Source organism: Curtobacterium sp. MCLR17_055, from assembly GCF_003234305.1.
GTDB lineage: Bacteria > Actinomycetota > Actinomycetes > Actinomycetales > Microbacteriaceae > Curtobacterium > Curtobacterium flaccumfaciens.
In genome coordinates this window covers 126213-145883 of the sequence record NZ_QKSX01000008.1, presented here as the reverse complement: position 1 = coordinate 145883, position 19671 = coordinate 126213, and the positions used below count along the sequence as shown (strand labels likewise).

Genomic DNA, 19671 nt, shown 5'->3' with positions numbered 1-19671 from the left:
TCGATGCCGAAGATCGCGCTCGACCCGACCCCGTTCCACCACGACCTGTCGCTGCTCGAGTTCCCGCGCAAGGTCGCGGAGCTCGGCTACGAGTACCTGCAGCTCACCCCGCACAAGGACTTCATCCCCTTCTACCGGCACCCCAAGGCCGACGACGACCTGGTCGACGCGTTCGCCGCGGCCTGCCGTGACGCCGGGGTCCAGGTGGCGAGCGTGCTGCCGGTGCTGCGCTGGTCGGGCCCGGACGAGGACGCCCGACAGGCTGCGGTGCGGAAGTGGAAGCGGGTCATCGAGATCACGAAGCGCCTCGGCGTGGACACCATCAACACGGAGTTCTCCGGCCGCCCCGAGCGTGCCGAGGAGTCCGAGGACCAGTTCTACCGGTCGATGGAGGAACTGCTGCCGATCATCGAGGACGCCGGCATCCGTGTGCTCATCGATCCCCACCCCGACGACTTCGTCGAGGACGGGCTCGAGGCGCTCCGGGTGATCCGCGGCCTGAACTCGAAGCACGTCGGCTTCGTCTACGTCGCCTGCCACACGTTCCACTACGGCGGCAACATGGACGAGATCATCGACGCGGCCGGTGACTCGCTGCAGCTGGTCCACGTCGCCGACGCGTACGACCACCGTCGCTCGCACGGCCTGCGCTACATCACGAACCCGCCCGGCAACCCGGTCCGTGTGCACCAGCACCTGCCGGTCGGCCAGGCGGACGTCGACTTCGACGCCTTCTGGGCAGCACTCGACCGCGTCGGTTTCTCGGCGCGTGAGGACACTGTCGCGGTCTCGAGCGTCTTCGCCGAGGACGAGAACGCCGACGCCGTGTCGCGGTTCCAGCTCGACACGATCACGAAGGGACTCCACCGATGACCACCACCCTCGAGACGCAGGCGTCCACCGACGCCGACTCCCGTCCCGTCACCCTGCAGGCCGCGGAGCAGACCCCGACCGCCCTGTGGAACGACTCCGCCGATCCGCGCGAACTGTCGACCGCAATCCACGAGTACGGTGCCGTCGGTGCGACCTGCAACCCGGTGATCGCGTACACCTGCATCCAGCAGGACCCGGAGACCTGGGTCCCGCGCATCCGCGAGATCGCCGAGGAGCACCCGACGGCGGGGGAGTCCTGGATCGGCTGGAAGGCCGTCGAGGAGCTCTCCATCGCCGCCGCGGCGCAGCTGCTGCCCGCGTTCGAGGCGTCCAGCGGCCGGAACGGTCGACTGTCCATGCAGACCGACCCCCGGTTCCACCGCGACGCCGACGCGCTCGTCGAGCAGGCCGTCCGGTTCTCGCAGCTCGCGCCGAACATCATCGTGAAGATCCCCGCCACCAAGGTCGGCATCGCCGCGATCCAGGAAGCCGCCTACCGCGGGGTCTCGATCAACGCCACGGTGTCCTTCACCGTGCCGCAGGTCGTCGCAGTGGGCGAGGCCATCGAGCGCGCCCTCGACCGCCGTGCTGCCGAGGGCCTGCCGGAGCAGGAGTTCGGCCACGTCGTCACCCTGATGGCCGGCCGCTTCGACGACTGGCTGAAGACCGTGGTCAAGCGCGACCACGTGATGGTGGACCCGGGCATCCTCGAGTGGGCCGGTGTCGCCGCGGTGAAGAACGCCTACCGGGTCTTCCAGGAGCGTGGGTTCCGGTCGCGCGTGCTGGTCGCCGCGTTCCGCAACGCACTGCAGTGGTCGGAGTTCCAGGGCGGTGACCTCGTCGTGTCGCCGCCGTTCCAGTGGACGAAGGACATCAACGACAACGCGTTCCCGTTCCGTCCGCACGCCATCGACGACGAGGTCCCCGTGCACGTCATCGAGGCGCTCCGGGCCGCGACGCCGGAGTTCGCCCGCGGTTACGACGTGGACGGCATGACGATCGACGAGTTCGACCGCTTCGGTGCGACCGTGACGACGCTCCGGCAGTTCCTGGACGCCGACGCGAAGCTCGACGCCCTGGTCCGCGACATCATCGTCCCCGCGATCTGAGACGCGATCCGAGTCGCGGTCCGACGCGCGGCGCGATCCGCGGTCGCAACCACGGGTCGCGCCTCGCGCCACGCGCGCTGACGCACCAGCCTGGAGGCCCGGTGCCGGTCCCCGAGACCGGCACCGGGCCTCCAGGCGGTTGCGTCATGTGCTGACAAAGTCCGCCTCATCGGCTACGCTCGTTGTCGCGCTCCAATGCGCGTCACCTGAACGAAGGAGTTCTCCATGGACAGCATCGGCGTCGGGCTGATCTCGGTCGGCTGGATGGGGCGGTTGCACTCGCGTGCCTACCGAGCGTTGCCGGACCACTTCCCGGAGCTCGGCGTCCAGCCGCGGCTCGTCGTCGCGGCCGACCCGATCGAGGCGGCACGCGACCAGGCGGTGACGCGGCTCGGGTACGAGCGGGCCGTCGCCGACTACCACGAGGTCCTCGCCGACCCGACGGTCGACGTCGTGTCGATCTGTTCGCCGAACTTCCTGCACCGGGAGATGGCCGTCGCCGCGGCCGAGGCGGGCAAGCCGTTCTGGATCGAGAAGCCGATGGGCCGGTACGCCAGCGACTCGCGCTCCATCCACCAGGCGGTGCAGCGGGCCGGCGTCATCACGAGCGTCGGCTTCAACTACCGGCACGCCCCGGCGATCGAGCGCGCCCGTGAACTCGTCCGCAGCGGGCGGCTCGGGCGCATCACGAACGTGCGCGGATCGTTGCTCGCCGACTACTCGTCCGACCCTGCTGCACCGCTGACCTGGCGCTTCGAGCGTGAGCGTGCCGGATCGGGTGTGCTCGGCGACCTGCTGTCGCACGGGCTCGACCTGGCGCAGTACGTGGTCGGACGGATCGCCTCGGTCAGTGCGCTCGCCGAGACGTTCATCGAGTCGCGTCCCCGCCCGGGTGCCGGCATCGTCGACCGGAGCGCCGCGGCGACCGGCGAGCTCGGTGCCGTCGAGAACGAGGACTACGCCGCGCTGCTGTTCCGGTTCGAGGACGGTGCGGTCGGCACGATGGACTCGAGTCGGGTGATGCGTGGGCCGCACGCCGAGTACACGCTCGAGATCTACGGCACCCGCGGTTCGGTCCGGTGGGACTTCCAGCGCCTCAACGAGCTCGGGGTGTACCTGGACGGGCAAGAGGTCGACGGGTACGCGACGCACTACGTCGCACCCGGCGACGGCGACTTCGGTCGCTTCCAGCCCGGCGCCGGGACCGCGATGGGCTACGACGACCTGAAGACGATCGAGGCGGCGCAGTTCATCGCGAGCGTGCAGCGCGGGGAGCAGCTCGCACCCTCGGTCGCCGACGGGCTGGCTGCGGCGTCGATCGTCGAGGCGGCGGAGGCCTCGCTGGTCGACGGCTCGTGGCACGACGTCGCCCGTGTCGACGGGCCGCTGACGTACGGGGCGCCGACGCCGAGGTTCTAGACACGTCGCGGTGCTTGCTTGTTAGTATGTAAGGACAAAGTCCGAGCAACCAGGAGGCACCATGCCGCTCGTCCGTATCGACCTCGCCACCGGCCGCACGCCGGAAGCCGTCCGGGGCATCGCCGACGCCATCCACCAGGCCATCGTCGACGTGTACGGGATCCCGGTGCGGGACCGGTTCCAGGTGATCACCGAGCACCCGGCGCAGCAGATCATCGCCGAGGACGCCGGCCTGGGGTTCGAGCGCACCGAGGGCGTCATCGTCATCCAGGTGTTCACGCAGCGCGGGCGGACCGACGAGGCGAAGGCGGCGCTGTACCGGGCGATCCACGATGCCCTCGCGGCGATCGGTGTCGCGTCCGAGGACGTCTTCATCGGCTACGTCGAGAACGGGCCGCAGGACTGGTCGTTCGGCTTCGGACGGGCCCAGTACGTCACCGGTGAGCTCGGGGTGCCCGCGCTCGGTTGAGGCCGTGCGGTCGCGGGGCGGTCACGACACCCCGCTCAGGTCCGCCGAGCGGTCACGAACTGTCGGTTGCCGGGCCTCCGGGCGACAGTTCGTGACCACTCGGCGCATCACCGACAGCGTGTCGTGACCCCTCGACGAGCGACCTACTTGTCGACGAGCGTGACCTCGAACGAGTACCGGTCGGGTCGGTAGCAGTGCACGCCGTACTCGACCGCACGGCCCGAGGCGTCGTACGCGGTACGGCTCATCGTGAGCACCGGGTCGCCGTCCTCGATCTCGAGCAGGCCGGCCTCTTCGTCGGTGACCGCACGGGCCCCGATCCGCTGCTTCGCCACCCGCATCGTCACGCCGCGGCCGCGCAGCAGCTGGTACAGCCCGTACGCCTGCAGGTCCTCGTCGGTCAGGTCGAGGAACTCCGGCGGCAGGTAGTTCTCGAGGATCGCCATCGGGACGTCCTCGGCGAACCGCACCCGCCGGATGTGCGCGACGGTCGTGCCGGGCTCGATGCTCAGTGCCGCGGCGACCTCGTCGGACGCGGGGACGTCGTTGCGCTGCAGGAGCTTCGTCGCCGGAGCCTGCGCACCCTGCGCCAGGTCGTCGTACAGGCTCGTCAACTCGACCTTGCGGGTCACCGGCCCGTGCACGACCTGGGTCCCGATGCCGCGGCGGCGCACCAGCAGCCCCTTGTCGACGAGGTCCTGGATCGCGCGCCGGATCGTCGGCCGCGACAGACCGAGACGCTCACCGAGGGCGATCTCGTTCTCGAGCCGGGCCCCTGGTGGCATCGCGCCGGAGCGGATCGACTCCTCGATGCGCGAGGCGACCTGGAAGTAGAGGGGCATGGGACCCGACCGGTCCAGGTCCATGAACAGGTCGGACGGCAGCTGGCCTTCGTTGGTCATCGCGGTCCTTCACACGTGCGGAGATGCCGGCGACGGTGCCGACGGCATTGTCGTGACAATACCACCGGGGATGTGACACCCCGGCCGCGCGCAGCGGGCGTTGCGTCAGTCTGCAAACACCGTCAGCCAGCGCAGACCGTCAGTCGGCGAACACCCTCAGTCAGCGAAGACCCTCAGTCGGCGAACACCATCGGCCGGTTCGACAGCCGCGGCTGGTTCGCGGCCTTCGGCTTCTCGGCACGCGCACGGACCGGGGCGATCGTCACCCGGGTCACCGCGCCGAGCGCCTCGACCGTCTCGACCCCGTGGTGCCCGGCTGCGTGCACGACGATCGCGGCGCAGGCCTCGGCGTCGGCGGCGGCGTCGTGGTGCTGGAAGCCCTCGAACCCGGCGGCCATCGCGGCGACCGGCAGGCGGTACGAGTCGAGCGTGTAGGTCTTGCGGGCGACCGCCAGGGAGCACAGCGAGTGGTGCTCGGCCAGGTCGATCCCCGTCGCGGAGCACCCACCGGCGATGACGCCCATGTCGAAGCGGGCGTTGTGGGCCACCAGGACGTCGCCCTCGGCGAAGGCCACCAGGTCGGGGTACTGCTGCTCCCACGTCTTGGCGTGCGTCACGTCCTCGGCGACGATGCCGTGGATCCGCGTGTTCCACTCCAGGAACGCGTCGTGCCCGAACGGCGGGCGGATGAACCACGACGCCCGATCGACGACCCGGCCGGCGCGGACCTTCACGAGCCCGACGGAGCAGGCGCTCGCGGGCGAGCTGTTGGCGGTCTCGAAGTCGATCGCGGTGAAGTTCAACGGCACGGTCCCGATCGTCGCACGGGGTGCCGACATCGCCCTCCGTTCCCGTCGGCGTTGCGTGTGGCTACTGTCGGCGCATGGGGAATCAGACCGACCGACGTCCGCTCGTCCTGGTGCTCGCCGGCGCCGGCTACGGGCAACAGGCGCCGCTGCTCTGGTGGACGAACGAGATCGCTCTCGCGTCGGGGTGCGAGGTCGTCGCGCCTCGATGGCACGTCGACGACGCTGCCGGTGCCGATCCGGTCGGGTTCGTCGAGACCGCTGTCGCCGCCGCCCTGGGGGACCGGCTACCGGACCTCGTCGTCGCGAAGTCGTTCGGCTGCTTCGCCCTGCCGTTGGCGATCCGCCACGAGGTGCCCGGGGTCTGGCTGACGCCGGTCCTCACCCACGACGACGTCGCGGCAGCGCTCGCCGCTGCCACCGACGTGCACGACGCGATCGGGGGTGGAGACGACACCATGTGGCGGCCCGAGCGGGTCTCGGGGACTGCTGCGCGCCTCCAGACCGTCGACCATGCCGACCACTCGCTGCAGGTTCCGGGGGACTGGCGGCGATCGCAGCGGCTGCAGGCCGACGTCTTCGACGTCGTCGAACGCCGCATCACGGCCCTGCGGCCCCCGATGGGCGGGTCGCGTCCGCTGATCTGACGGGCGGACTGGAGGCCCGGGTCGGCTCCGACAGGCCGCCGCCGGTAGGCTCTTCTTCCGTGGCTCTCACCATCGGAATCGTCGGTCTCCCGAACGTCGGCAAGTCGACCCTGTTCAACGCCCTGACCAAGAACCAGGTCCTCGCCGCGAACTACCCGTTCGCGACGATCGAGCCGAACGTCGGGGTGGTGAACCTGCCCGACTCGCGGCTCGACCAGCTCGCCGAGCTCTTCCACTCGGAGAAGACCGTGCCGGCGCCGGTGTCGTTCGTCGACATCGCGGGCATCGTGAAGGGCGCGAGCGAGGGCGAAGGCCTGGGCAACAAGTTCCTCGCCAACATCCGCGAAGCCGACGCCATCGCGCAGGTCGTCCGCGGCTTCACCGACGACGACGTCGTGCACGTCGCGAACAAGGTCTCCCCGAAGGACGACCTCGAGGTCATCAACACCGAGCTGATCCTCGCCGACATGGAGACCATCGACAAGGCGCTCCCGCGGTACGAGAAGATGCTCAAGCTCAAGCAGGCCGAGCCGGTCGTGCTCGAGACCGCTCGCGAGGCCCGTGCCGCGCTCGAGCAGGGCACGCTGCTGTCCGCCACGAAGATCGACCTGTCGCCGATCGCCGAACTCGGCCTGCTCAGCGCCAAGCCCTTCATCTTCGTCTTCAACGTCGACGAGGCGATCCTGACCGACGAGTCCCGCAAGGCCGAACTGGCCGCGCTCGTCGCCCCGGCGCAGGCCGTGTTCCTCGACGCCCAGGTCGAGTCGGAGCTCATCGACCTCGACCCGGCGGACGCCGCCGAGCTGCTCGAGTCGACCGGTCAGACCGAGTCGGGCCTCGACCAGCTCGCCCGCATCGGGTTCGACACCCTCGGGCTGCAGACGTACCTGACGGCCGGTCCGAAGGAAGCCCGTGCGTGGACGATCGGCAAGGGGTGGAAGGCTCCCCAGGCTGCCGGCGTCATCCACACCGACTTCGAGAAGGGCTTCATCAAGGCCGAGGTCATCTCGTTCGACGACCTGGTCGAGACCGGCTCGATCGCCGAGGCCCGCGCTGCCGGCAAGGCCCGCATCGAGGGCAAGGACTACGTCATGCAGGACGGCGACGTGGTGGAGTTCCGCTTCAACAACTGATCTGCCCACGTGGTTCGTCGTGCGTGAATATCCAGGCCCTATTTAGAGCCCCGCAGGATGCAGTAGTCAGGTTGACCTAGCCAACGGACGAGCGCGCGGAGGAGAATGCTTGACATGAGCCTGAAAGAAGAACTGCATGCCTACGTCCAGAAGACCGTCGACGAGCAGTGGGAGCGTCGCGCAGGTCAGAAGGTGCCCGACACCGATGACCTTCCTCTAAAGAACCTTGCCGTCGAGCTCGACGCAACGGTCCTCTATGCGGATCTTGCGTCGTCGACGAAGATGGTCAAGGGGCACAAGGATTGGTTCGCTGCGGAGGTCTACAAGAGCTACCTCTACTGCGCCGCGAAGATCATCCGGGCGCGGGGTGGCATCGTCACTGCCTACGACGGGGACCGCGTTATGGGCGTGTTCATCGGGGGCTCGAAGAACTCTGACGCCGCGAGGTGCGGGTTGCAGATCAACTGGGCATGCAAGAACATCGTGGCGGCGAAGATCGCCGAGAAGTACCCGAAGAGCACTTTCGTGCTCAAGCAGCGGGTTGGCATCGACACCTCAAAGCTTTTCGTCGCCAGAACGGGCATTCGAGGCAGCAACGATTTGGTGTGGGTTGGAAACGCGGCAAACAATGCCGCGAAGCTGGCCGCACTTGATCCTCGCTACCCAACCTACATTACTGCCGACGTCTACAACAGGCTGCGCGAGGCCTCGAAGTTCGGGGGTGACCCAAAGCGGAACATGTGGACTGATCTGGGAACCTCCGAAATGGGCTATCAGATCTACGGGTCGACGTTCTGGTGGTCGGTCTAAAGCCTATCCTCAACCGAGGGCGCTGATCCACTCGTCCATGGGCGGGATGATGGGGTTCCCCTGGTACACCGTCCCGATGCCGGAGGTCCAGTGCGGTCGGAGTAGGCCCTTGTTATTTTCGTTCAGGTTCGAGTAGAAGACGTCACCGACGATCATCGGGCTCGATCCCCAGCCACGCCCTGCCAGGTGCGCCAGATGGGCAGCCCTGTTGACGACGTCTCCCATGTACACCACGTCGTTGATCGCGCTACCGCTGTACCCCGCCTTGATCATGAGGACTCGCCCGTACTCGACACCAATGCCGATGCTGAGCTGGGTGATCCCCGCCTTCTCATAGTGGTGGTTGAGGAGCTTAAGGAGCGTATTGGCCTGCGCCGCGATAGCAAAAACATCGTCGATGTGATTGACCTGCGTCGTCTTATAGGAGGCCCACACGCAGTCGCCGACGATATTCACCTCGCGCACATAGGGGTCGGAATTGAGGACCGCGACCATCTCTGAGATAAATGACCGATAGACCTTCGCAAGAACGGGCCGTTCGTACTTCGACGTCAGGCCGGAGGAGTCTCGGATGTCGATGAAGATCGCCGAACACATGCCGTAGAAGCCGTTCGCGAACGTGAGCTTTTCCCGGTCAGGCAGCCCGTCAACCTCCTCGTACGCTCCCGCCGGCTGGTCCAGAATCGCTTTGATCCGGGCCGAGCTCGATGTCCAGTCGTATCGTCTGTAGTTGCCGTCCATCTGCGTCCTAGCTGTTCGTAGCGCCAATAACGAGGGCCAAGACTGCGATCGCGGCACCTGCAGCGAGAGCGCACCGGATGGCCCATTTTGCGGCGGTCGCCTTCACCGTGGCAATACGCGCATTGACATGGATCTGATCTGCGAGATCTTTCGTCAATTCGACAGGATCAGAGGTAAGTACGTGGAGGACCTCGCTGTACTCCTGCCGCTTGCCCCTGAAATTCTTATGGATGCTGGCGAAGAAGAGCCTGTTGATCGCGTCCCGATCAGCATCTTTATCCTTCACCCGTGGTGTCAGCGTCCATCCGCACAAAGCGCCCGTAAAGATGAGCAAGAGGCAAGCGATGACAACCAGACTGTCGAACACCGCCGTTCGAGGAGTGAAGTCTTCTGCGAGATTGAATGTCGTCGTTGCCATCACCCCAGTGAAGGCCAGCGTCACGCCGGCTTTCGCGTCCGAATGGCGAATCCACTCGTTCATCAATGCGAGTGTCTTCCACGCATGGTCCGGGTTCGGCTCGGGAGGACTGACGGGCGTGGGCGAGTTGTGCAGATGGCCCCCGGCGGCCCGTCGTCCACCGCGCCGGGACGGAATTCGAAACATGGCTCTAGGCTACTCAGGATGGCCCGAATACCACGGACCCTTCGGTTGCACGATTGTCTCGATTCCGAGATGCACTGGTTGGCGGCCGCGATTCCTAGGTCGAAGAGGTTTGCGCTGCTGCCCCCACAGCTGCGGGGCAATCGCGACGGACACATAACCTGTCGATCCAGAGGTTGTTCTGTGACGGAACTCGGTGGAGTTCCGCTTCAACAACTGATCTGCCAGCGTGCTTCGTCGTGCGCCAGGATGAGCGCGTGACGAATGCACAGGCAGGGTGGTACGACGACGGCTCCGGCACCATGCGGTGGTGGGACGGTTCTGCGTGGACGGAGCAGGTGCAGCAGCAGGCGCCCGCGGCGTCGGGTGTCGGCGGAGTGATCGGCCGGATCCAGGCGGAAGCCGCTTCGGGTGGTCAGCCGCGTCCGACACAGAACGGCATGAGCTACGTCGTGCTGCAGGTGGTGCTCAAGGAGAAGTTCTTCGGGACCGGTTCGGGCAACCTCACTGAGCTCGAGAAGGCGATCAACGCGCAAGCTGCGCTCGGGTACCGGCTGCACACGATCACGACGGCTTCCTCGGGGAGCACGGGTTTCGGCGGCGGGGACAGGGTGCAAGCCACGATGGTCTTCGAGCGCCTGAACTGAGGCGAGCGGTCCGAGTCGTCGGGATGCCCGGCGGGGTCAGTCGACGAGCGCCAGGATCACCGCGGGGATGCGGTGCTCGATCGCGTCCCAGACGATCTCCTTCCGCGCCTTCCGGTAGTCGTGGGACAGGATGTTGCGGGTCTTCCGGACCGCCGTGAGTGACAGGTCGGACGGAAGTCGTGCCTCCCGGTCCGGGGGGATGCGACCGAGCAGGTCGTCGAAGTGGATGATGACCGCTTCGGCTGCTCGGTAGGTGAGGCTGCGGGCCGCGTCGAACTCGCTCCGCCCGTGCTCGACGATCATGGAGCACTCGGCGAGCAGGTCGAGGAAGCTGGCCTGCAGCGACGGCCACCGCTCGTCGAGGGCAGCAGGGTCACGGTCGTTGCGGGGCCGAGGCGTGAACCGGGGAGCCGGCATCACAGCGGCACGGCTTCGTCGAGGACGTGGGCGAGGTGCTCGTCGTCCTTGAGGTCGTCGGTGAGGACGTCGACCTCGAAACCGGTGATGCGCTCGACCTCGTGCGCGAACCCACCGAGATCGAACAGCGATGCCGCGGGGGTCAGGTGGACCAGCAGGTCGATGTCACTGTGTTCGGTGTCCTGCCCGCGCACCGCGGAGCCGAAGACGCGGACGTCGTCGAGGTGGAAGCGCTTCGCCTCGTCGAGGATCGCGTCGGCGTAGACGGCGAGCGGGATGCTCGGGCGGGTGTGCGCCGCTTCTAGGATCCGCCGGAGCGACTCCGGGCGCGGCCGCTTCCGTCCGCTCTCGTACGCCGAGATGGTGGGCTGCTGCATGCCGGCGGCGGCAGCGAGACCGGTCTGCGAGAGACCGAGGTCTTCGCGGGCAGCGCGGATGAGTTCCGCGGCACGTTCGACCCGCATGACGACCTCCCTATAGCTCCCGACTATAGAGGACTCGCCCTTGCTGGTGAAGTGGCATGGGGGACTTGATTCGGCTCGTCCAGTGCCCGAGGAGGCCCCATGCCGTACGTCGTCGACTTCGTGAACGTCTCCACGGTGGGGCTCGAGACCTCGCCGGTGGTGGATGCGCTCGCCGGACTCCGTGCGAACGAGGCCCGCTACTTCAAGAACAAGTACGACCACGACCTCACCACACGTCCTGCCGTCGAGGCTCCCGAGTTCGTCGAGTACGTCGCCCGCGTGCTCGTGGAGGAGCGGGGGCTCGTGATCGCGTCCCCGCCGCTCGAAGCCACGGAAGCGCTGGTCGACGGCGTCCGCTGGACCTACGTCTTCTACGAGTCCGGCCTGGCGATCAACGTACTCTACACGCTCGAACCGGGCGGCAAGCGTGCGGTCGGGTTCAAGCTCTCCGACGGTATGGAAGTGCCGGAGGAACTCGCCGACAAGTTCAAGTTCGCCCGGCAGCGGTCGAAGCTCGCGGGCACGATCCGCGGCTCGTTCTTCGTGATCAGGGGCGAGTACTGACGCGTCGCACCGGGGCTGCCCCGGGAACGACGAAGCGCCGCCGAGCAGGTGCTCGGCGGCGCTTCGTGGTGGTGCTGGTGGGACCTAGGCCGCGAGGGCCATCTCGCCCGCCTGCACGGACTGTGCCTGCAGCAGGGTGCGGCTGGCCTCGCCCGCCCAGGAGCGGCCCGGGACGGTCCAGCCGGCCTCGCCGACGGCGTCGAGCCGGGTGCCCCGGGTGACGAAGGTCCCCAGGTCGTCGGCTGCGATGCGGACGAGGTACTCGCGCTGCGAGCGGTCGTCGCGCACCGGGAACTCGGCGATGCGGTCGGGGGTGATCGTCGGGGCCGCGAGTGCGGTCCCGAACACGGTGATTCGTTCGTTGCTGGTCATGGTGCTGTACTTCCTGGTCATTCGGCGCCAGGGCGACTCGGTGTCGGCGGACGTCTCAGTCCAGCGCGACGCATCGAGTGCGGGGCGCGCACGTCGAGTTTCAACGTGCAGCTCGTCCGTTCGGATCAAGCGGTGTCTCGAGTGGAATGCGACTCGGGTGAGTCGGTGTCGAGAGGTTGGTGTGCGCGAGTCAGATGGGTTCGCTGCAGTGCACCAACCTGAGACTATACGCCCACCCCGCCGAGAAGTCCAGCGAGCGACCGGACCGAGCGTCAGGACGCCAGGAACGCCGTCCAGCGGTCTCCGCCGGCGGCCACGTTGCCCGACCCGTCGAGGCGGGCTGCGGCCGAAGACGGCTTGCGGTCAGCCTGCTCGTGGATCAGCCCGTCGAACGTCGCCGAGAAGTCCAGACGGGGCAGCGCGGCCGTGAGGTCCCGTAGGTCGTCCGACGACCACCTGTCGAAGCCCACGCCGGAGACGTCGAGCGAGGTCGCCACCTCGAGCAGGTGCCCCTCGGCGTCGAGCCCCGGGTCGACGGACCGCCACATGTGCCGCTCGATGATCTCGCCGACCCGACGGGCTCGCACGGCGTCCCACCCGGCACCGAGCGCGAAGACCGAACCGACCGCGCCGCCGGCGTCCTCGAAGGGCACCCGGTGGGCGTCGAACGACGGGGTCACGCCGAGGTCGTGGAGCATCGTCGCGACGAAGAGCAGCTCGGGGTCCGGTTCGAGGTCGACCGTCGGGGCGAGCAGGACGGCCCAGGCCCACGAGCGCAGGCAGTGGTTGACGAGGGCCGGTTCCGACCACGCCCGCACGACGTCCAGTGCGCGCGCAGCGACGGGGGAGGGCGGGGTGAGCAGGGCTTCGACGTCGAGCGACATGGCACGACAGTAGCGGCAGGAACGAGCCGTAACGGGGCGGAAACGTGCCGGGCCAGATCCGGAAACAGCGCCCCGTTAGCTTTCGCTTCACTGAGTACCCGCTCAGCACCCCTCCACCCCACCCGAAGGAACTGCGCCCATGCAGCACCGACCACGGCTGCGCCCACGCGCGACGATCGTCTCCTCGACGCTCGTCGCCGCCGGGGCGTTCGGCCTCGCCGTCCTGACCGCCGCTCCGGCCCAGGCAGCGCCCACCGCGACCACCGCCACCATCGACGCCCCGGACACCGTGACCGTCGGCACGGCGTTCGACGTCGACCTGACGATCCCGGACACCGCCGACGTCTACGCCTACGAGATCACGCTCGAGGCCGACTCGGTGCAGTACCGGGACGACAGCGTCACCGGCCCGGACGGCGGCTTCGACACTGTCGAGCAGGACGGCGACGCCCTGACGATCGTGCACACCCGCCTCGGCACCTCGCCGGCACTCGACGGCGACCTGGCCACCTCGATCTCGCTGACCCCGACCGCGGTCGGCAGCGTCGACTTCGACGTCACGGGCATCACCCTCGTCGGCTCCGACGGCACGTCGACGACCCTCGACGACCCGGCGAGCACCACCGTCGTGGTCGCCGCGGCCGCGACCACCGCGCCGACGGCCACGCCGACCCCGGGCGCGACCACGCAGCCCGGTGCCGGTGGCGGCACGGATGCACCCACTGTCCCCGGTGACCCGACCGCCCCGGGCACCGACCCGACCAGCGGCGCCACCGCCGTGGCGGCAGCCGGCGGGGACGACCGTCCGACCGGCGGCGACCTCGCCTGGACCGGCGCCGACGTCGCGCCCTGGATCGCCGCGTCCATCGCCCTGCTCGCAGCCGGCGGCACCCTGATCACCCTGCGGGCCCGTCGTGCCCGCCGCGACCGCACCGGAGCCTCCGCATGACCGCCACGAAGCAGGCCGCCACGAAGCGGGCCTCCAGCAAGAAGCGCACCACCGTCGCCGGCGCATCGCTCATCGCCCTCGTCGGCACCGTCCTCGCCGCGACCCCCGCGATCACCGCCGCCGCCGCACCCGCGGCCGTCGACGCCAGCCCCGCCGCCATGCTCGCGCCGTACTACACGGACCTCGACCTGACCGGCGACGACCAGGTGACGAAGGCCGACCTCGCCGTGCTCACCGACCACCTCGGTGCGACGACCGCGAGCACCGACTGGGCGACGGTCAGCGCCGCGGACACCGACGCCGACGGCACCATCACCGTCGCGGACCTGGCCGGGTTGTCCCAGCGGATGATCTACGACGACGGCCCGTTCCAGCTCGTCGAGGCGTCGACCATCGACATGCAGGCCGCGATGAACGCCGGGGTCACCACGTCGGTCGCGATCACGCAGGACTACCTCGACCGCATCGCCGCGTACGACCGCACGACGGTCGACACGGCGTCGACCGGGCGCGCGCTCAACTCGATCGTCACCACCAACGCCGACGCGCTGGCCGCCGCGAAGACCGCGGACGCCGAGCGCGCCGAGCACGGGATGACGAGCATGCTGCTCGGCGTGCCGATCGCGGTGAAGGACAACTACGACACGAAGGACATGCCGACCACCGGTGGCTGTGGTTGCTGGGACGACAACCAGACCGACACCGACGCCGCCATGGTCACCGGCCTCCGCGACGCCGGCGCCGTGATCCTGGCGAAGGCCAGCCTCGACGAGTTCGCCTTCGGCTTCGTCTCCGAGTTCTCGTCGAACCAGCCCGCCGGCTCGTCGCTCCTGGTCGCCAGCCCGCACAACACGGCGCAGACGGCCGGTGGCTCGAGCGGCGGCACCGGTGCGGCGATCTCCGCGAACCTCGCGGGGATCGGCTTCGGCACCGACACCGGCGGGTCGATCCGCGTGCCGTCGACGTACAACCAGCTCGTCGGCATCCGGCCCACGGTCGGCCTGACCAGCCGTGACGGGATCATTCCACTCGCCCTGTCGCAGGACACCGGCGGCCCGATCACCCGCTCGGTCACCGACGCGGCGGTCGCGCTCGACGCCGTCACCGGCGTGGACGCGGCGGACCCGGCGACGGCTGCGCAGGCCGGCAAGGTGCCGACGTCGTACACGTCGTCGCTCGACGCCGACTCACTGCAGGGCGCCCGCATCGGCTACGTGACGAGCATGGTCGGCACGAACGCCACGACGAAGCGCCTGTTCGACGCCTCCGTCGCGAAGCTCGAGGCCGCCGGTGCCACCGTCGTCCCGATCACCGCGACGACGGGCTTCAACCGGGTCCTGTCCGAGGGCAGCGGCAGCACGAACGAGTTCAAGCACGACCTGGACGAGTACGTCGCGAAGCACCTCGACCCCGACGTCACCGCGCGTTCCCTGCAGGGCATCCTGGCCTCGGGTGAGTACGTGCCGAGCCGCAAGAGCACCTACCAGTCGCGTGACCTGATCACCGACGCGCAGTACCAGGCGTGGGCCGGACCGACGGGGTCGCACACGACGCAGCTCGCCACCGGCAAGCAGCTCGTGACGCAGATGCTCGACGACCAGGACCTCGACGCGCTCGTCTACCCGTCGGGCACGCCGTACGGCACGCAGTCGACGAACATGCGCCTCAGCCCGAACACCGGCATGCCGGCGATCACCGTCCCGATGGGCCAGGCGACCGCTGCCGACAACACGATCACCGGTGCCGGCGTGAACCTGGAGTTCCTCGGCCGCTCCTTCGACGAGAGCACGGTCATCGGCCTCGGCTACGCCTTCGAGCAGGAGACGCACGCGCGCACCACGCCCGCGCTGTACCCGGCGCTCGGCTGAGCTGAGCGGGTCGCGTGACGTGACCAAAGGACGGACGGGAGGCCCGTGGCGACACCGCCACGGGCCTCCCGTCCGTCTGCTCCGTCAGTTCAGGGTCGGGGTGTCCTCCGGCACGACGCCGTCGGCGTACAGGTCGGTCGCCAGGTCGCGGAGCGCGCGCAGCGCGACCCGCTGCGTGAGCGGACCGTAGGAGATGCGGGCGACGCCGAGCGCCTCGTACTCGGCGGCGGGCAGGGCGCCGGGCAGGCCGATGACCGAGAGCTTGCCGCGGCCCAGACCGGCGACGAGTCGCTCGACCACCGAACGCTCGACCGCGCCGGGCACGAAGACCAGGGCGGCGCCGTTGTCCAGGAACGCCTTGCCGCGGGCGATCGCGTCCTCGATGCTCTCGTCGATCGGGCGCTCGCCGCCGCGCACGATCGCGTCGGTGCGGGCGTTCAGCTGGAAGTCGACGCCCTCGGCCTGTGCCGCTGCGGTGATCGCGGCGACGCGGGCGACGGCCTCGTCGAAGGGGCGCAGCCGGTCCTCGACGTTGGCACCCACGATGCCGGAGCCGATGGCGCGGCGGATCGTCTCGGCGGGGTCCTCGTAGCCGTCGTCCAGGTCGGCGGTGACCGGCAGGTCCGTGGCGGCGGCGACGATCGCCGCCCCGGACAGGGCGAGGTCGAGGGGCATGCCGCCGTCCTCGTAGCCGTACGACGCGGCGATCGAGTGCCCGGCGGTGGCGATCGCCTTCGTGCCGGGCAGGTCGCTGACGACCTTGGCGGTGATCGCGTCCCACACGTTCACGACGCGCAGGATCTCGGGGGCTTCGTGCAGCTGCTTCAGGGTGACGGCCTTGTCGGCGGTGCTCGTGCTCATGCTGCCGACAGTAGGCCGACGGGGGGGCCCCGGCCGCAAGCCCAGCCGAAGACGACGTGGGATGACGTCGGGAGTCGCGCCGGGCCTCCCGGCAGGGGCATGCTGGGACGCATGGCGAGCGACGAGCAGGACCCGGTCGGCACGCTCCGCGGGGTCCGGACGAGCATCAAGTGGACGCGGTACGCGCCCGACGTGCTGCCCCTGTTCGTCGCCGAGATGGACCACGACGTCGCGCCGGCGATCCGGCAGGCCCTGATCGAACGGGTCTCGCAGTCCGACCTCGGGTACCTCGACGGCCCCGGTCCGCTCGCTCCCGCGTTCGCGCAGTTCGCGCTGGACCGCTGGGGCTGGGAGATCGATCCGTCGCGCATCCACCTGGCCACCGACGTCAGCGTCGGGATCGTCGAGTCGCTCCGGCTCGCGCTGCCGGACGGCGGCCGAGTCGCGATCACGCCGCCGGTGTACCCGCCGTTCTTCGAGCTCGTCGAAGAGGCCCGATGTCAGGTCGAGGAGGTCCCGCTGCTCGAGCAGTGGGGGCAGTACCGGCTCGACCTCGAGGGCCTCGAGCGGGCGTTCGCCGGCGGGGTCGGCGTCTTCCTGCTCTGCAACCCGCACAACCCGGTCGGGCTCGTGCACGACCGGGCCGACCTCGTCGCGATCGCCGAACTCGCTGCGAAGTACGACGTCCTCGTCATCAGCGACGAGATCCACGCACCCCTGACCCACCCCGGCGTGCAGTTCACCCCGTTCGCCGCCGTCGCCGAGCCGCTCGGTGCCCGGAGCGTGTGCGCGACCTCGGCGAGCAAGGGCTGGAACCTCGCCGGTGTGAAGTGCTCGGTCATCGTCGCCGGCGATCCCCGGACCGCCGCGCTCCTCGACACCCTGTGGGAGGAGGTCGCCTGCCGCACGAGCATCCTCGGGCTGCACGCGAACCTGGCGGCGTTCACCCTGGCGACGGACTGGCTCGACGACGTCGTGGCACGCATCGTGGCGAACGACCGGCTGCTCGCCAAGCTCCTCGCCGAGCACCTGCCCGGGGTCGTCTACACGCGGCCGCGCGCCGGGTACCTGGCGTGGCTCGACTTCCGGGGCATCGGCCTCGGCGACGACCCCGCGGTGCCGCTGCGCGAGAACGCGTACGTCGCGCTGAACTCCGGGCTCGGGTTCGGCTCTGAGGGGCGCGGATTCGTCCGGCTCAACCTGGCGTGCTCACCGGAGACTCTGCGCGAGGCCGTGTTCCGGATCGCCTCGGCGTACCCGTCGAGCGCGCAGGAAGGGCTGGTCTGGCACGTCGCCTGACCTGCGCAACGGCGTCGTTTGCCGGCTACGCAGCATCGAGTGAGCACAAGACGTCGGGTCGGCTGCACGCACTCGATGTCTTCTGCACACTCGAGCCCGCTGCGGTCAGGCCACGTACTGGTTGCGGCCGACGACGCGGATGCGCAGGTCGTCGTCACGATCCATCGCGAGGAGCTCGCGGGCCACGAACCCGACGGACGGCCACCGGGACACCTCGGTCACCATGAAGCCGTCGATGAAGACCTGCCACGCGCCGGCCTCGCGGACCGCCTGCACCTCGTACGTCGCCATGCCGCGAGCGTACCGGGACCGGGGCGCCGTCAGTGCAGGTCGAACGGCGGTGCAGGTCGAACGTCAGTGCAGGTCGAGGGTCATGTGCACGTCGGCCCGGACGTACGGGCTCGGGGCGATCTCGTCCGCGCGCAGGTGCCGGAACCCGAACGCCTCGTACAGGTGCACGGCGCTGGCCAGTTGTGCGTTGCTCTCCAGGTCGATGCGGCGGGCGCCGAGCTCGCGTGCCCGGTCGAGCACCGCGGTGATGAGCTTCCGCCCGGTCCCGTGCCCCTGGTGGTCGGGGGAGACCGCCATCTTCACGAGCTCGAACACGCCGGGGGTGGTGGGCACGACCCCGATGCACCCAACGATTTGGTCGTCGAGCCGGGCGACCAGGACGGCGCCGCCCCGCTCCACGACCCGGCCGACGGGATCGGAGAGGAACACGCGGTCCTCGTCCTCGAGGGTGAAGTACCGGGTGATCCACGCCTCGTTGAGCGTGCGGAACGCCTCGGTGTCCGCGGGGGTGGCGAGGTCGGCGATGGTGACGGTGGAGGTCGCTTCGGGCATGCATCCATCCTCGATCGACGATGCAGTCACGTCCAATACTCGTTCGCGCTGATCGATAGCCTGTGTGCATGGATCGAGAACCGGACGTCGACCTCCGGCAGCTGCGGGCGTTCCTCGCCGTCGCCGACGAGCTGCACTTCGGCCGCGCGGCCGAGCAGCTGCGGATCGCGCAACCCGCACTGTCCCAGCAGATCCGGCGGACCGAACGCGCGCTCGGCGTCGACCTGTTCGTCCGGACCAGCCGCAGCGTCGCCCTGACCGCCGCCGGCCGGGTGCTGCAGGGCCGTGCGCGGTCGCTGCTCGGGCAGGTGCGACGGGACCTCGACGAGACGGTGCGGGTCGGTCGGGGCGAGGTCGGTCGGCTCGACGTCGGGTTCGTCGTCTCCGCGCTGCCCCTCGGACCGATCGAACGTGTGCAGGCGTTCCGGGAGTGCTACCCCCTGGTCCGGGTCGAACTGACCGAGGGGTACTCGTCGACCCTGCTCGCACGGATCGTCCGCGGCGAGCTCGACCTCGCCGTCGTCCGCGATGCCGACCCGGACCCCGCCGTGCGCCTGCTGCCGTTCCGGTCCGAGGCGTTCGTCGCCGCTGTGCCGCGCGGGCACCGCCTGGCGGACCGCGAACGCATCCGCGGCACCGAGCTGGTCGACGAGCCGTTCGTGTTCTTCCCGGCGGTCGCGGGGGCCCTGGCGACCGAGCGCAACCTCGCGCCGGTCACCGCCGGTGGCCGGCTGCCCGTCATCGTGCAGGAGGCCACGACCTGGGCGACCGTGCTGCACCTGGTCGGGGTGGGCCTCGGTGTCACGGTGGTGCCGGAGAGTGCCGCGCGCGCCGCACCCGACACGGTGGCACTCCTGCCGCTCGAGGGCAGCGACCACCGCAGCGAGCTCGCCTGGGCGATGCGCGCCGACGACGACCGCGAGATCCTGCGCAACTTCGTCGCCGCGGACTGACCGAGCGGACCGGCTGCGCGAGCGGAAGCCGTCCGGGCGT

The 19671-nt window shown here is 69.3% G+C and carries 24 protein-coding genes; 13 read left to right on the top strand and 11 right to left on the bottom strand.

The window, feature by feature from the left end; all coding sequences use genetic code 11:
• The first annotated feature begins 3 nt into the window (after positions 1-3).
• From DEJ09_RS09070 to DEJ09_RS09055, 4 genes are all read left to right on the top strand, one after another.
• On the top strand, positions 4-873 hold the full coding sequence (locus DEJ09_RS09070) for a sugar phosphate isomerase/epimerase family protein (protein WP_110864413.1): 870 nt from the start codon (positions 4-6) through the stop codon (positions 871-873).
• Entirely contained in the window at positions 870-1982 is a 1113-nt protein-coding gene (locus DEJ09_RS09065; RefSeq protein ID WP_111088241.1) for a transaldolase family protein, read from the top strand. Before DEJ09_RS09070 ends, DEJ09_RS09065 begins: the two co-directional genes overlap by 4 nt.
• Before the next feature lie 225 nt (positions 1983-2207).
• Entirely contained in the window at positions 2208-3401 is a 1194-nt protein-coding gene (locus tag DEJ09_RS09060) for a Gfo/Idh/MocA family protein (RefSeq protein ID WP_111088240.1), read from the top strand.
• A gap of 61 nt (positions 3402-3462) precedes the next feature.
• Positions 3463-3870, top strand: coding sequence for a tautomerase family protein (locus DEJ09_RS09055; RefSeq protein ID WP_071405737.1), 408 nt, complete (start codon positions 3463-3465; stop codon positions 3868-3870).
• Positions 3871-4013: 143 nt separating this feature from the next.
• Here the strand turns inward: DEJ09_RS09055 and DEJ09_RS09050 are convergent, their stop codons facing one another.
• Both DEJ09_RS09050 and DEJ09_RS09045 read right to left on the bottom strand, forming a co-directional pair.
• Complete coding sequence (locus tag DEJ09_RS09050; RefSeq protein ID WP_071405736.1) at positions 4014-4772, bottom strand: GntR family transcriptional regulator; 759 nt, start codon at positions 4770-4772, stop codon at positions 4014-4016.
• Positions 4773-4945: 173 nt separating this feature from the next.
• Positions 4946-5581, bottom strand: a complete 636-nt coding sequence (locus DEJ09_RS09045; RefSeq protein ID WP_051596555.1) for an exonuclease domain-containing protein — start codon at positions 5579-5581, stop codon at positions 4946-4948.
• 74 nt (positions 5582-5655) lie between these two features.
• On the opposite strand from DEJ09_RS09045, the gene DEJ09_RS09040 reads away from it, so the two are divergent.
• From DEJ09_RS09040 to DEJ09_RS09030, 3 genes are all read left to right on the top strand, one after another.
• Positions 5656-6225: a hypothetical protein gene (locus DEJ09_RS09040; RefSeq protein WP_111088239.1), complete on the top strand. Its 570-nt coding sequence runs from the start codon at positions 5656-5658 to the stop codon at positions 6223-6225.
• 59 nt (positions 6226-6284) lie between these two features.
• Positions 6285-7358, top strand: a complete 1074-nt coding sequence (ychF, locus tag DEJ09_RS09035; RefSeq protein ID WP_111088238.1) for a redox-regulated ATPase YchF — start codon at positions 6285-6287, stop codon at positions 7356-7358.
• A 114-nt stretch (positions 7359-7472) separates the two neighbouring features.
• Positions 7473-8168: an adenylate/guanylate cyclase domain-containing protein gene (locus DEJ09_RS09030; RefSeq protein ID WP_111088262.1), complete on the top strand. Its 696-nt coding sequence runs from the start codon at positions 7473-7475 to the stop codon at positions 8166-8168.
• A 9-nt stretch (positions 8169-8177) separates the two neighbouring features.
• Here the strand turns inward: DEJ09_RS09030 and DEJ09_RS09025 are convergent, their stop codons facing one another.
• The gene (locus tag DEJ09_RS09025) at positions 8178-8909 is read right to left on the bottom strand and encodes an adenylate/guanylate cyclase domain-containing protein (protein ID WP_111088237.1); all 732 of its coding nucleotides are present in this window, start codon (positions 8907-8909) and stop codon (positions 8178-8180) included.
• A gap of 7 nt (positions 8910-8916) precedes the next feature.
• The gene (locus DEJ09_RS09020) at positions 8917-9390 is read right to left on the bottom strand and encodes a Pycsar system effector family protein (protein WP_146245697.1); all 474 of its coding nucleotides are present in this window, start codon (positions 9388-9390) and stop codon (positions 8917-8919) included.
• A 377-nt stretch (positions 9391-9767) separates the two neighbouring features.
• Between DEJ09_RS09020 and DEJ09_RS09015 the strand changes: the two genes are divergently transcribed.
• Positions 9768-10157, top strand: coding sequence for a DUF2510 domain-containing protein (locus DEJ09_RS09015; protein ID WP_111033259.1), 390 nt, complete (start codon positions 9768-9770; stop codon positions 10155-10157).
• Positions 10158-10193: 36 nt separating this feature from the next.
• On the opposite strand, the gene DEJ09_RS09010 is transcribed toward DEJ09_RS09015, so the two are convergent.
• Entirely contained in the window at positions 10194-10574 is a 381-nt protein-coding gene (locus DEJ09_RS09010; RefSeq protein ID WP_111088235.1) for a HepT-like ribonuclease domain-containing protein, read from the bottom strand.
• Positions 10574-11038: a helix-turn-helix domain-containing protein gene (locus tag DEJ09_RS09005; protein ID WP_111088234.1), complete on the bottom strand. Its 465-nt coding sequence runs from the start codon at positions 11036-11038 to the stop codon at positions 10574-10576. Before DEJ09_RS09005 ends, DEJ09_RS09010 begins: the two co-directional genes overlap by 1 nt.
• A gap of 99 nt (positions 11039-11137) precedes the next feature.
• Here DEJ09_RS09005 and DEJ09_RS09000 point away from each other — a divergent pair, with 99 nt between their 5' ends.
• Positions 11138-11602 carry a phage tail protein gene (locus tag DEJ09_RS09000; protein WP_111088233.1) on the top strand — a complete coding sequence of 155 codons (465 nt, stop codon included), beginning with the start codon at positions 11138-11140 and terminating at the stop codon, positions 11600-11602.
• Between the two features lie 84 nt (positions 11603-11686).
• Here DEJ09_RS09000 and DEJ09_RS08995 read toward each other — a convergent pair whose 3' ends face one another.
• Both DEJ09_RS08995 and DEJ09_RS08990 read right to left on the bottom strand, forming a co-directional pair.
• Complete coding sequence (locus tag DEJ09_RS08995; RefSeq protein WP_017887091.1) at positions 11687-11974, bottom strand: hypothetical protein; 288 nt, start codon at positions 11972-11974, stop codon at positions 11687-11689.
• A 272-nt stretch (positions 11975-12246) separates the two neighbouring features.
• Positions 12247-12858 (bottom strand): HD domain-containing protein, encoded by a 612-nt coding sequence (locus tag DEJ09_RS08990; protein ID WP_111088232.1) that lies wholly within the window; start codon positions 12856-12858, stop codon positions 12247-12249.
• 139 nt (positions 12859-12997) lie between these two features.
• Between DEJ09_RS08990 and DEJ09_RS08985 the strand changes: the two genes are divergently transcribed.
• Together DEJ09_RS08985 and DEJ09_RS08980 are read left to right on the top strand one after the other, a co-directional pair.
• On the top strand, positions 12998-13807 hold the full coding sequence (locus DEJ09_RS08985) for a hypothetical protein (protein ID WP_111088231.1): 810 nt from the start codon (positions 12998-13000) through the stop codon (positions 13805-13807).
• Positions 13804-15675, top strand: coding sequence for an amidase family protein (locus DEJ09_RS08980; RefSeq protein ID WP_111088230.1), 1872 nt, complete (start codon positions 13804-13806; stop codon positions 15673-15675). Before DEJ09_RS08985 ends, DEJ09_RS08980 begins: the two co-directional genes overlap by 4 nt.
• Before the next feature lie 84 nt (positions 15676-15759).
• Here the strand turns inward: DEJ09_RS08980 and DEJ09_RS08975 are convergent, their stop codons facing one another.
• Positions 15760-16536 (bottom strand): isocitrate lyase/phosphoenolpyruvate mutase family protein, encoded by a 777-nt coding sequence (locus DEJ09_RS08975; RefSeq protein ID WP_111088229.1) that lies wholly within the window; start codon positions 16534-16536, stop codon positions 15760-15762.
• A 111-nt stretch (positions 16537-16647) separates the two neighbouring features.
• On the opposite strand from DEJ09_RS08975, the gene DEJ09_RS08970 reads away from it, so the two are divergent.
• Entirely contained in the window at positions 16648-17835 is a 1188-nt protein-coding gene (locus DEJ09_RS08970; protein ID WP_258373847.1) for a MalY/PatB family protein, read from the top strand.
• A gap of 105 nt (positions 17836-17940) precedes the next feature.
• Here DEJ09_RS08970 and DEJ09_RS08965 read toward each other — a convergent pair whose 3' ends face one another.
• Both DEJ09_RS08965 and DEJ09_RS08960 read right to left on the bottom strand, forming a co-directional pair.
• The gene (locus DEJ09_RS08965; RefSeq protein WP_017887087.1) at positions 17941-18126 is read right to left on the bottom strand and encodes a hypothetical protein; all 186 of its coding nucleotides are present in this window, start codon (positions 18124-18126) and stop codon (positions 17941-17943) included.
• Between the two features lie 63 nt (positions 18127-18189).
• Complete coding sequence (locus DEJ09_RS08960) at positions 18190-18678, bottom strand: GNAT family N-acetyltransferase (RefSeq protein WP_111088227.1); 489 nt, start codon at positions 18676-18678, stop codon at positions 18190-18192.
• Positions 18679-18746: 68 nt separating this feature from the next.
• On the opposite strand from DEJ09_RS08960, the gene DEJ09_RS08955 reads away from it, so the two are divergent.
• Entirely contained in the window at positions 18747-19631 is an 885-nt protein-coding gene (locus DEJ09_RS08955; RefSeq protein WP_111088226.1) for a LysR substrate-binding domain-containing protein, read from the top strand.
• The last annotated feature ends 40 nt before the right edge of the window (positions 19632-19671 follow it).

Excerpts from the sequence above, each read along its gene's own strand:
- DEJ09_RS09070 (WP_110864413.1), top strand. The coding sequence starts at position 4 with ATGCCGAAGATCGCGCTCGACCCGACCCCGTTCCACCACGACCTGTCG.
- DEJ09_RS09065 (WP_111088241.1), top strand. The coding sequence starts at position 870 with ATGACCACCACCCTCGAGACGCAGGCGTCCACCGACGCCGACTCCCGT.
- DEJ09_RS09060 (WP_111088240.1), top strand. The coding sequence starts at position 2,208 with ATGGACAGCATCGGCGTCGGGCTGATCTCGGTCGGCTGGATGGGGCGG.
- DEJ09_RS09055 (WP_071405737.1), top strand. The coding sequence starts at position 3,463 with ATGCCGCTCGTCCGTATCGACCTCGCCACCGGCCGCACGCCGGAAGCC.
- DEJ09_RS09050 (WP_071405736.1), bottom strand. The coding sequence starts at position 4,772 with ATGACCAACGAAGGCCAGCTGCCGTCCGACCTGTTCATGGACCTGGAC.
- DEJ09_RS09040 (WP_111088239.1), top strand. The coding sequence starts at position 5,656 with ATGGGGAATCAGACCGACCGACGTCCGCTCGTCCTGGTGCTCGCCGGC.
- DEJ09_RS09030 (WP_111088262.1), top strand. The coding sequence starts at position 7,473 with ATGAGCCTGAAAGAAGAACTGCATGCCTACGTCCAGAAGACCGTCGAC.
- DEJ09_RS09025 (WP_111088237.1), bottom strand. The coding sequence starts at position 8,909 with ATGGACGGCAACTACAGACGATACGACTGGACATCGAGCTCGGCCCGG.
- DEJ09_RS09020 (WP_146245697.1), bottom strand. The coding sequence starts at position 9,390 with ATGAACGAGTGGATTCGCCATTCGGACGCGAAAGCCGGCGTGACGCTG.
- DEJ09_RS09010 (WP_111088235.1), bottom strand. The coding sequence starts at position 10,574 with ATGCCGGCTCCCCGGTTCACGCCTCGGCCCCGCAACGACCGTGACCCT.
- DEJ09_RS09005 (WP_111088234.1), bottom strand. The coding sequence starts at position 11,038 with ATGCGGGTCGAACGTGCCGCGGAACTCATCCGCGCTGCCCGCGAAGAC.
- DEJ09_RS09000 (WP_111088233.1), top strand. The coding sequence starts at position 11,138 with ATGCCGTACGTCGTCGACTTCGTGAACGTCTCCACGGTGGGGCTCGAG.
- DEJ09_RS08995 (WP_017887091.1), bottom strand. The coding sequence starts at position 11,974 with ATGACCAGCAACGAACGAATCACCGTGTTCGGGACCGCACTCGCGGCC.
- DEJ09_RS08990 (WP_111088232.1), bottom strand. The coding sequence starts at position 12,858 with ATGTCGCTCGACGTCGAAGCCCTGCTCACCCCGCCCTCCCCCGTCGCT.
- DEJ09_RS08985 (WP_111088231.1), top strand. The coding sequence starts at position 12,998 with ATGCAGCACCGACCACGGCTGCGCCCACGCGCGACGATCGTCTCCTCG.
- DEJ09_RS08980 (WP_111088230.1), top strand. The coding sequence starts at position 13,804 with ATGACCGCCACGAAGCAGGCCGCCACGAAGCGGGCCTCCAGCAAGAAG.
- DEJ09_RS08975 (WP_111088229.1), bottom strand. The coding sequence starts at position 16,536 with ATGAGCACGAGCACCGCCGACAAGGCCGTCACCCTGAAGCAGCTGCAC.
- DEJ09_RS08970 (WP_258373847.1), top strand. The coding sequence starts at position 16,648 with ATGGCGAGCGACGAGCAGGACCCGGTCGGCACGCTCCGCGGGGTCCGG.
- DEJ09_RS08965 (WP_017887087.1), bottom strand. The coding sequence starts at position 18,126 with ATGGCGACGTACGAGGTGCAGGCGGTCCGCGAGGCCGGCGCGTGGCAG.
- DEJ09_RS08960 (WP_111088227.1), bottom strand. The coding sequence starts at position 18,678 with ATGCCCGAAGCGACCTCCACCGTCACCATCGCCGACCTCGCCACCCCC.
- DEJ09_RS08955 (WP_111088226.1), top strand. The coding sequence starts at position 18,747 with ATGGATCGAGAACCGGACGTCGACCTCCGGCAGCTGCGGGCGTTCCTC.